The sequence below is a fragment of the Nocardiopsis sp. NPDC006139 genome (assembly GCF_040614155.1).
Taxonomy (GTDB): Bacteria; Actinomycetota; Actinomycetes; order Streptosporangiales; family Streptosporangiaceae; genus Nocardiopsis; species Nocardiopsis changdeensis.
This window is the reverse complement of sequence record NZ_JBEXTT010000014.1, coordinates 58,851-68,461: the sequence shown is the minus strand read 5'-3', so window position 1 is coordinate 68,461 and position 9,611 is coordinate 58,851. Positions and strand designations below refer to the sequence as shown.

The following is a 9,611-nucleotide window of genomic DNA, read 5'->3' as shown; positions in this document are numbered from 1 at the left end:
CGGTGGGGGCGGGCGGGGCGAGGGGCGGGGGGACGCATGGGGCACCGTGGCCGGATCGGGGGCGGGGGCGGCCGTCACACCGACGGGACGGGGCCGGCCGCGCGGTCGGCGGCCAGGCGCCGCAGCGCCTCCTTGTCGACCTTGCCGATCCCGACCGTGGGCAGGGCGTCGAGGACCACCACCCGGTCGGGGAGCTTGAACGCGGCCACGCCCTCCCCGCGCAGGAACGCGCGCAGGCCGCGCAGGGTGAGCCGCTCGGCGGCCTCCGCCGAGCCGCCGCCGGGGACGACGACGGCGCACACCCCCTCCCCGTACAGGGGGTGGGGGAAGCCGACCGCCGCTGCCGCGCGCACCCCCGGGTGGCGGGTGAGCACGGCTTCGAGGTCGTCGGCGGCGATCTTCTCGCCGCCCCGGTTGATGACGTCCTTGACCCGGCCGGTCACCGCCACGTTCCCCGCCGGGTCGACGCGCACCAGGTCGCCGGTGCGGTAGTGCCCCTCGGGGCCGAACCGGCCCGGTTCGCCCGCGGCGCGGCCCGCGTAGGCGGTGATGGTGCTCGGCCCGCGGGTCCACAGCTCCCCCTGCTCCCCGGGGGCGACCGGGCGGCCGTCCGCCCCGACCACGAGCAGTTCGTCGCCGGGGGCCACCGGGCGGCCCTGGGTCAGGTCGGTGACGGCCTCGGGGTCGTCCAGGCGGGTGAAGGTCAGCAGCCCCTCGCTCATCCCGTACACCTGCTGGACGCGGCATCCCAGCTCCGCCCTGATCCGGCGGGCGGTGTCCGGCGCCAGCCGCGCCCCGCCCACCTGCACCACCCGCAGGGACCGCGGCGCGACGCCGGAGTCGGCGGCCCGGGAGGCCAGCTGCCCGGCGAGGCCGGGGACCAGCGCGGTGTGCGTGACACGGTGCAGGTCGGCCAGCTCCAGCAGGGCGTCGGCGTCGGCGGTGCCGGCGAAGGCGACGGAGCCGCCTCGCGCGAGCGCGCCGAACATCCCGGGGTGGGCGCAGGTGAAGCTGTGCGTGGCGGGGAGCGCCGCCAGGTAGACCGAGTCCGGGACCAGGCCCGCCGCCGCGGCGGAGGCGCGGACCACCGAGCCGAGCGCCTCGTGGGTGCGGGGGATGGGCTTGGGCGGGCCGGTGGTCCCGCTGGACAGGAAGTACAGGGCGGTGTCGCCGGGGCCGGCGGTGTGCGGGCGGGGCCCGGGGGCCGTGCCGGGCGCGCACAGCGCGGCGAGGTCCGCCCCGTCCGGGCCCGGGGCGCCGGGGCCGAGCACCAGGACGGTGCGCGGACCGGGAGCCTGCCGGAGGAGCCCGCGCAGCATCGCCGGGTGGTCGGTGCGCCCGGTGGCGGCCGGCACCGCGGCCGCCACGGGGGCGAGGTCGGCCACGACCGGCTCCAGTTCGTGCTCGCGCAGGGCGGGGTGGGCCAGGATCGGCGGGCAGCCGACCCGGATCAGCGCGAGCGTGAGGACGAGGAGCTCGACGCTGTTGGACAGCTGCACGAGGACGGGGCCGGGGGCCCGCACGCCCAGTCCGGCCAGGCGGCGGGACGCGGCGTCGACGGCCCCGGCGAGCTCCCGGTGGGTCAGCGGCCGCGGTCCGGCGACCGCGGGCCGGTCCGCGGCCGCCGGACCGGCCGCGGCGTGCCGCAGTACCAGGTCGTCCAGGAGTTCGGCCCGCCACCAGCCCCGGGCCCGGTAGAGTTCCGGTCCGCTCGCCGCCCGCATCTCCATCGCCCCCTGGAATTCCTTTTTTTGAACACGGGCCGAAGGCCGCACGCGAATGGACACTACTACAAGTGGCGAAGCGAATGCAGAGGGATTCCTTTTTGGCCGTGTATTCCGTTGTTCGTTTTTTGTGAGCTGCGCGGGAGTGTGTTTTGGAAGGGTTTTCCTTTGCTCTGTGATTTCCGGTTCTTCTGTCCTTTCGCGAAGGGTTCACGGCCTCCGACCCGGTCGTGGCGGGTTTCGGAACCGGGGAGGAGACGCTGCCAGAGCCAACGAAACGGGCGTATTCGGATTCGGAAAGGGGGTGGCGTGCACGCGGGGTCGGGGCGAGCGGCCGTGCCGCAGCCGGTGCCGGACCGGGCCCGGAGAGGGCGGTCCTGCGGCGGATAGGATGGCCGCCGCGCGGCAGGCGGGCCCACCGCCCGGCCCGTCGCGAGAATTCCTCCGACCCCCTGGGAGAAAGGGGCCCGAACCGTGGCCCAGCGCACCCTCTACCTCGTACGCCACGGAGCGGCCGACGCCCTGGGACAGGTGACCGCCGACGGCCGGGAGCAGGCCCGGCTGCTCGGGCGGCGGCTCGCCGGGGCGCCCGTCGACGCCGTCTGGCACTCCCCGCTGCCGCGCGCGGTGGACAGCGCCCGCATCATCGCGGCCGAGATGCCGCGCGTGCTGGTCGACGAGGCGGCCGAACTCGTGGACAACGTTCCGTTCGTCCCCGGACCCGAGGACGTGCCGCCCTCGTGGAAGGGGTTCTTCGACGGTTACGACCGCGGCGAAGCCGATGCCGGGCGAAGGACCGCGGACGCTTCGACGGCACGGTTCTGCGGGCCCAACGGCCGAGGGCGGCGCGCGACGCACGAAGTGGTGGTGACGCACGCGTACCCGATCGCCTGGATCGTCCGCGAGGTATTGAACGCGCCGCCCGCGCAATGGATGTCCCTGGCGGGCGTCGCGAACGCCTCCCTCACGGTGGTCGAATTCAGCGACGACGGACCCCCGGCCGTCGTGATGTTCAACGACATGTCCCACCTGCCCGCCGGGCTGCGGTGGACGGGGTTCGCGGGCGGCGGCCGGCCCTGAGCGCCGGGGCGGCGAGGGGGCGGGCCTCAGCCGGGGAAGCCCAGGGCGAGCTGTTCGGGGCGCCGGTCGGCCGGGGCCGCGGCGGGCCGCTCCGGGGCGCGGGCGCGGTGGGCGGGGTCCGGGCGGTTCAGGCCGTGGCGGTCGGCGATCTCGCGCACGGCCGTGGTGACGATCCGCTGGTAGGAGTCGGGCGTGTAGGAGCCCCGGGCGTAGAGCTTGCGGTACAGCGGAAGCAGCCGCGGGTGCTCGCGGGAGAGCCAGGCTCGGTACCACTCGCGGGCGCCGGGCCGCAGGTGCAGCACGATCGGGGTGACGCGGGCGGCCCCCGCCTCGGCGATGGCGGCGACGGTCTCCTCGATCTGTTCGGCCGAGTCGGTCAGGCCGGGCAGGATCGGCGCCATCAGCACCGAGCACTCCAGGCCGCGTTCGGCCAGGCGGCGCACCACGTCCAGGCGGGCCCGCGGGCTCGGGGTCCCCGGCTCCACCGTGCGCCACACGGCCTCGTCCACGGAGCCCACCGAGACCGCCATTCCGACCTCGGTGACACGGGCCGCCTGTTCGAGCAGGTCCAGGTCGCGCAGGACCAGCGTGCCCTTGGTGAGGATCGAGAAGGGGTTGGCGGCGTCGCGCAGGGCGGCGATGATCTGCGGCATGAGCCGGTAGCGGCCCTCGGCGCGCTGGTAGGGGTCGGTGTTGGTGCCCATCGCGATGTGCTCCCCGCGCCAGGAGGGGCGGGCGAGCTCGGCGCGCAGCCGTTCGCCGGCGTTGACCTTGACGACGATGCGGGTATCGAAGTCGTGGCCGCTGTCCAGGTCCAGGTATTCGTGGGTGCGCCGGGCGAAGCAGTACACGCAGGCGTGCGAACAGCCGCGGTAGGGGTTCACGCTCCAGCGGAACAGGGGGGAGTCGCCGGGGACCCGGTTGATGATGGACCGGGCCCGGACCTCGATCGCGACGGGGCCACCGTCCTGTCCCGCCCGTACCGGCCCGGGCCCGGCCGTGTGCAGCCCCGCCCGCCCGGTGCCCCGGACCGGGGGCGGCGTGTGGTCGAACAGCCCGGTCTGTTCGACGGTCGTGGTTCCCTCTCTCAGGTTCTCCCAGTGCATGCCTGTGATTCGAACATGTTTTCGAACAGCTGTCGAGTGGTTCGAACGCCGGACGGGGCGTTCGGACGGCCCGGCGCCGGCGCGGCCCGGACCGGTTTCCCAGAAGCGGCAGGGGTTTCCGAGGGGGGCGGGCCGATGCTCCGGGAGGGAGAAAAATCGTGCCGGTGGGCCGGGGGAGGGGCGGGGGCCGCCGGGGGACCCCGTTCCCGTCGGCCCCGGCTCCGTGCGCTCCGCGTGTTCGGCGGGGCCTGGCCCGCCCCGGCGGGTTCACAGCCCGGCGGCGGCGAGGATGCGGTACATCCGGTCCAGGGGCAGGGCCGAGGCCGGGTGGTCAGGGCCGTCAGGCGGCCTCCAGGACGAAGAACAGGAAGGCCGGGCTGGTGGACAGGACGCGGAAGTCGTCGGGGAACAGCTCGCGGGCGGCCGGGTCGGGCAGCGGTTCGCTGATGGCGGAGATCCGGAAGCCGGCCGCGGTGAAGGCGTCCGTCATGGCGTGCAGCGGCCGGTTCCAGAAGCCCATGGTCGCGGTCAGGCCGCCCATGGTCCACTCCTCGGTCCAGTGGTGGGTCGCGAAGTAGTCGGTCTTCTTCCCGGCCGCCCGCTGGACGGCGTGGACGGCGAAGGGGTGGTCGACGGACATGATGAGGCGGCCTCCGGCCGTCAGCACGCGCCGGAACTCGGCCAGTGTCGGGCCCCAGTCCCGGAGGTAGTGCAGCACCAGCGACGCCACGACGTCGTCGAACGCGCCGTCGGGGAAGGGGAGCGGGTCGCGCAGGTCCGCCACCCGCAGGTCCGCCTCCCCGCCCAGCCTGCGCTCGGCCAACGCGAGCATGCCGGGGCTGAGGTCGATGCCGCTCACGAGGGCGCCCCGGTCGCGCAGCGCGGCGAACAGCGGGCCGGAACCGCAGCCGGCGTCGAGGACCCGGCGGCCGGCGACGTCCCCGGCCAGGGCCAGGATCGCGGGCCGTTCGTAGTAGGCGTTCATGATGTTGGACGCGTTCTCGGAGTCGTAGCCCGCGGCCAGGTGGTCGTAGTCGTTCATCCGGGTCGGGCGGGCGGGCGCGGCGTGGTCTTCGGGCGGGTTCGGCATACCGGGCATCCTCGCCCACCCCGGCGTGGCGGCACAACGCGGCTCCGGCACCGCGTGTCCGCGCCCGCGCCGCCGGGCCCGCGACGGTGCCCGGCCGCCCCGCTCCGCGCGCCCGCGCCCGCGGGCGGGAGCCCCGGCCGTCGGCTGTCGGCGGGCCGGAGGTTCTGTTACAGTCATGACCACTGCAAGTGGAGTACTTTGAATGGAGTGGTTTCATGCGTGAGCTCGTCTACTACGCCGCCGTCTCCCTCGACGGGCGCATCGCCGGACCCGCGGGCGAGTTCGACTTCTTCTTCGCCCCGCTGGCCGATGAGGAGCGCTCGGCCGCCTACAACGCCTGGGTCGACGCCCACTACCCCGAGGCCACCCCCACCGCCGGCCGCGAGGCCTCCGGACTGGCCGACGCCCCCAACCTCCGCTTCGACACGGTGGTCATGGGGCTGGGCACCTACCGGGCCGCCTACGACCACGGCATCGAGAGCCCCTACGCTCACCTGCGCCAGTACGTGCTCTCCACGACCCTGGGGCCGGTCTCGGCCCCGGAGGTCACCGTCGTGGACCGCGACCCCGTCGGCCTGGTGCGGGCGCTCAAGGAGGAGGACTCCGACCTGGACATCTGGCTGTGCGGCGGCGGGAAGCTGGCGGGGGTCCTCCTGGCGGAGATCGACCGCCTGGTGCTCAAGAGCTACCCGGTGCTGGCCGGGGCGGGCGTCCCCCTGGTCGAGGGCGGCTTCGACCCCGGCCTGTTCACCGTCGTGGACCGGCAGGTGTTCGACAACGGGGTGGCCGTCACCGAATACGCCCGCGCGTGAACCGGGGCGGCCCGGACGCGGCCGCCACGGCCGCGCCCCGCGCCACCACCGCCTCCGGCAGGGCGTGGCCGCACCGGGCGGCGGCCGGTCAGCCCCTCTCCTCGCGGACGTCCCTCCCCTGCTCGGCGAACGCCTTGAAGTCCTCCATGTGCCGCTGCGACTGCTTGTGGAAGGCGCCGGGCATGAGGAGCGCCACCAGCCGCATCAGCAGGCCGCTGAACCGGTACTCGCTCTCGCTCTCCCAGAGCGTCGCCTCCGGGCCGGCCTCGGTCAGCGAATCGCGCACGACGCTCCACATGCCCGCGCCGACGATCTCGCGGTCGAAGTGGACGACGGTCCCCTCGGGGATCGCGCGCAGGTCCGCCGGCTCCCGGCGGGTGATCGTCTCGACGCATTCGAGTTCCTGCTTCCCCGACCGCATCACGACCCGAGACTCGGTGCCGAGCTCTCCGTGCACCCCGTTCAGCGGCTCGTGCACCACCAGGTCCCGCAGCCACATCGGCAGGTGCGCCGGGTCGGCCAGCAGCTGGGCCACCCTCTCCCGGGGCAGAGCGATCTCGATCGAGTTGGTGTACTTCACGGCGCGCGTTCCCTCCAGGTGCCCGGCTGCGGCGGCGACGTGCCCCGGTTCGCCACCGGCGGGCCGGTGGGCCCGTCCCCGGGCCGGGGACGGCCGCTCGCGGCGGAACGCGGAGGGGCCACGACGTCCCATGATGCCCTCCCGGGGTGACAGGAACCCCGAGCCCGGTGATGCGGCCCCGGGAAACGCAGGACACGCCGCACCGTTCCGAAGGGTCCGGCGCGGGGCGGAGCCCGGGCGTCGTCCGTATCCGGCTGAGTCGGCGCCGACTCCGGATGAGGCGACGGCCGGCGGGGGCACATGGCCGGCGCCGGATGCGTCCGCATACCCCCATCACCCAGGAGGCGGAAGGGCAGTGGGCGGCAGGTCTTCGGGGAACCGCACCGGCTCCGCCGGACGTCCGGTCCGGCTCCTGCGCCAGGGCGGATGCGCTTCCCCGCTCCCGGACGGGGCCCGCCGCCGAAGGCTTCGGGGTGCCGGTTGCCGGGCTGTTCGCGGACCCGGGTGTGGAGGGGGATCCGGTGGTGTCAGGGCGCGACGGAGGGTCGGCGGGGCGTCGCGAGTACGTCCTGGAGCACGTTCTCGAGCGTGACGCGGGCCAGTTCGCACCTCAGGGTCTGCTCGATGCCCGCGTAGATGCCCTGCATCACCGGCTGGATGCCGTGGCCCACCACGCACTCCTGGTCCGGGGTGGTCCGGTGCATCGCGAACAGCGGGCCGGGCTCCACCGCTTCGTACACGTCGAGCAGGGTCATCGACTCCAGTTCGCGCGCCAGAGACCAGCCCGCGCCCGCGCCCCGCCGGGACTCCACGAGCCCGGCCCTGCGCAGCTCGCCGAGCAGCCGCCTGATCACCACAGGGTTGGTGTTCGCGCTGGCCGCGATCTGCTCGGAGGTGGCGACCTCATGGCCCCGGCGCTGGTAGAGGCCGATCCAGGCCAACGCGTGGGCGGCCAGGGTCACCCTGCTGTTGGCGCTCATGCACCCCTCCTCCCGGACGCAACGCTTCATGTTACGACGGCTCAGTCGTAACAGCAAAGGTTGCGACTGGGCTGTCGTAACAGTTAGCGTTACGACTGCTGGGAAGGATCGATCAACGAGGTGAGAAGAATGAGCAAGCCCCTCACGGGCAAGACCGCCCTGGTCACCGGCGGGTCCCGCGGACTGGGAGCCGCGACCGTGCGCCTACTGGCCGAGCAGGGCGCCGACGTCGCCTTCACCTACGTCAGCTCGGAGAAGCAGGCGCAGGCTGTTGTCGACGAGGTGCGCGACAAGGGAGCGAAGGCCGTCGCCTTCAAGTCCGACCAGGCGGACACGAGCCGGGCGCCGGCCCTGATTGATGAGGTGGTCGCACACTTCGGCGGCCTGGACATCCTCGTCAACAACGCGGCGATCTCGGTGGAGCAGGGCCGCACCGTCGACGACCCGGAGGCCGATACCGCCGCACTGGACCGGATGCACGCCACCAACTACCTCGGCGTGATCGCCCTCATCCGGGCCGCCTCCCAGGTGCTGCGCTCGGGCGGCCGCATCATCACCGTGAGTTCCGGACTGGGCTCCCGTGTCGGTGCCCCGGGCCTTGCCGACTACTCGGCGACCAAGTCGGGGGTCGAGCGGTACACCATGGGCGTCGCACGGGACCTCGGGCCTCGGAACATCACGGCCAACGTCGTGGAGGCAGGGCTGATGGAGACCGGGATGCAGCCGCCGGACCCCGAGGTCCTCAAGGCCCTGATCGGCTCGCTGTCCCTGCAGCGCGTGGGCCACCCCGATGAGATCGCCGCGGCGATCGGCTTTCTGGCGAGCCCCGCCGCGTCGTACGTCACGGGCGCGGTGCTGGACGCCCACGGCGGCTATAACGCCTGAACCGGAACCCGGTGGCGTGTCCCCGAAGCGCAGCGCGCCTTCGGGGGCGCGCCACCGAAGGCCCGCGGGGGTAGGCCCATGGCTTCCCATGGTTCGCGCGGGTCACGTGGATATGTGGATGAGCGGTGCCCGGCAGGGGTTGGCCTTGCCGGGCACCGGTGGTGCTGTGCGGGGGTGGGGAGGAGGGCGGTTCGGGGTCAGCCGCGGGTGGAGTGGAGGAAGGCGGTCCACTCGGGGGAGGGGAAGGGGAGGTGTCCGGCGGTGGGGTGCTTGGAGTCGCGGACGGCGGCCCCGCAGGGCAGGTCGGCGATCTCGACACAGTTCTGATCCTGTGCGCTGTAGCTGCTTTTCCGGAAGTTCGCGGGAAGGTGTGCGACCTCGACGCAATTGCCGTTGACGCCGCTGTAGCTGCTCTTGCGCCACACCATCTGGTCGGTCACTGTAGTCACTCTTCTAGGTCGTGGAGACGGCGGTCGATGAGCGCCAGGGACTGCGCAGCGGTCATCGAGCAGCTCTGTGCGCTGCCGAACATGTCGTTGAACAGTCGGACCTGGCGGTCTTCTTCCAGATACATGCTAGTGACGGGTGTTTCCAGATAGGCGATGCTGGCGTCCCTGGGATCGGGGAAGTCCATGACCACGAAACTTCCCTCGGTGGCCGGATGGGCGCCGGCGGAGAACGGCAGTACGTAGAGGTCGATGTTGTGCCGGGCGGCCAGGTGCACCAGATGGCGCAACTGCTCGGCCATCACCGCGGGCGAACCGACCTGCCGGTGCAGCACGGCCTCGTCCAGGATCGCCATGTAGGTGGGCGGGTCGACCCGGTGCAGGATCTCCTGGCGCTTGATGCGGGCTGCCACGCGCTGGGCGATCTCGTCGTCGTCGCGGACCTGGTTGGCGCGGAAGATCGCGTCGGCGTAAGAGGGCGTCTGCAACAGGCCCGGAATGACCTGGGCTTCGTAGGTGCGCAGAGCACACGCCTCAGCTTCGAAGTCGGCGAGCATCTGCGGCATGAGGTCTTTGTACTGGGCCCACCAGCCCTTCTCCCCGGCGAGTTTGGCCAGCTCGTGCAGGGATGCTCGGTCGGCGGGATCGTCCACGCCGTACAGGTCCAGGAGTTTGTCGAGGGTGGCGGAGGGGACGGTCCTGGACTCGGCCTGTTCGATCTTGCTCAGGTTCGACTTGCCCATGCCGATGCCCTTGGCGGCGTCGATGAGGGTCAGGCCGGATTCGCCGCGCAGACGCCTGAGTTCGGAGGAGAGGCGTCGGCGGCGGATGCTGGGGCTGTAGGGAGTGGGCATGGAGTGAGCCTAGCGAAAAAGTTCTAGTGGAATCCACTTAAGACGCTTGACTGG

Annotated in this window: 10 protein-coding genes; 3 read left to right on the top strand and 7 right to left on the bottom strand. The window is 72.9% G+C overall.

Annotated features, from left to right (window positions below):
- Positions 1-74 precede the first annotated feature (74 nt).
- Entirely contained in the window at positions 75-1,730 is a 1,656-nt protein-coding gene (locus ABZ249_RS19735; RefSeq protein ID WP_355264810.1) for an AMP-binding protein, read from the bottom strand.
- A gap of 468 nt (positions 1,731-2,198) precedes the next feature.
- On the opposite strand from ABZ249_RS19735, the gene ABZ249_RS19730 reads away from it, so the two are divergent.
- A complete protein-coding gene (locus ABZ249_RS19730) occupies positions 2,199-2,804 on the top strand; it encodes a histidine phosphatase family protein (protein WP_355264807.1) in 606 nt (201 codons plus the stop codon).
- A gap of 26 nt (positions 2,805-2,830) precedes the next feature.
- On the opposite strand, the gene ABZ249_RS19725 is transcribed toward ABZ249_RS19730, so the two are convergent.
- Positions 2,831-3,910, bottom strand: coding sequence for an Rv2578c family radical SAM protein (locus ABZ249_RS19725; protein WP_355264804.1), 1,080 nt, complete (start codon positions 3,908-3,910; stop codon positions 2,831-2,833).
- Between the two features lie 340 nt (positions 3,911-4,250).
- A complete protein-coding gene (locus ABZ249_RS19720; protein WP_355264801.1) occupies positions 4,251-5,000 on the bottom strand; it encodes a methyltransferase domain-containing protein in 750 nt (249 codons plus the stop codon).
- Positions 5,001-5,215: 215 nt separating this feature from the next.
- Here ABZ249_RS19720 and ABZ249_RS19715 point away from each other — a divergent pair, with 215 nt between their 5' ends.
- Complete coding sequence (locus ABZ249_RS19715) at positions 5,216-5,812, top strand: dihydrofolate reductase family protein (protein WP_355264798.1); 597 nt, start codon at positions 5,216-5,218, stop codon at positions 5,810-5,812.
- 88 nt (positions 5,813-5,900) lie between these two features.
- On the opposite strand, the gene ABZ249_RS19710 is transcribed toward ABZ249_RS19715, so the two are convergent.
- Positions 5,901-6,392 carry an SRPBCC family protein gene (locus ABZ249_RS19710; protein ID WP_355264795.1) on the bottom strand — a complete coding sequence of 164 codons (492 nt, stop codon included), beginning with the start codon at positions 6,390-6,392 and terminating at the stop codon, positions 5,901-5,903.
- 527 nt (positions 6,393-6,919) lie between these two features.
- Complete coding sequence (locus tag ABZ249_RS19705) at positions 6,920-7,372, bottom strand: Rrf2 family transcriptional regulator (RefSeq protein WP_355264792.1); 453 nt, start codon at positions 7,370-7,372, stop codon at positions 6,920-6,922.
- A 129-nt stretch (positions 7,373-7,501) separates the two neighbouring features.
- On the opposite strand from ABZ249_RS19705, the gene ABZ249_RS19700 reads away from it, so the two are divergent.
- Entirely contained in the window at positions 7,502-8,257 is a 756-nt protein-coding gene (locus ABZ249_RS19700) for an SDR family oxidoreductase (protein WP_355264789.1), read from the top strand.
- Between the two features lie 197 nt (positions 8,258-8,454).
- Here ABZ249_RS19700 and ABZ249_RS19695 read toward each other — a convergent pair whose 3' ends face one another.
- Positions 8,455-8,685: a DUF397 domain-containing protein gene (locus ABZ249_RS19695; protein WP_355264989.1), complete on the bottom strand. Its 231-nt coding sequence runs from the start codon at positions 8,683-8,685 to the stop codon at positions 8,455-8,457.
- Between the two features lie 17 nt (positions 8,686-8,702).
- Positions 8,703-9,557 carry a helix-turn-helix transcriptional regulator gene (locus ABZ249_RS19690; protein ID WP_355264786.1) on the bottom strand — a complete coding sequence of 285 codons (855 nt, stop codon included), beginning with the start codon at positions 9,555-9,557 and terminating at the stop codon, positions 8,703-8,705.
- Positions 9,558-9,611: the final 54 nt, after the last annotated feature.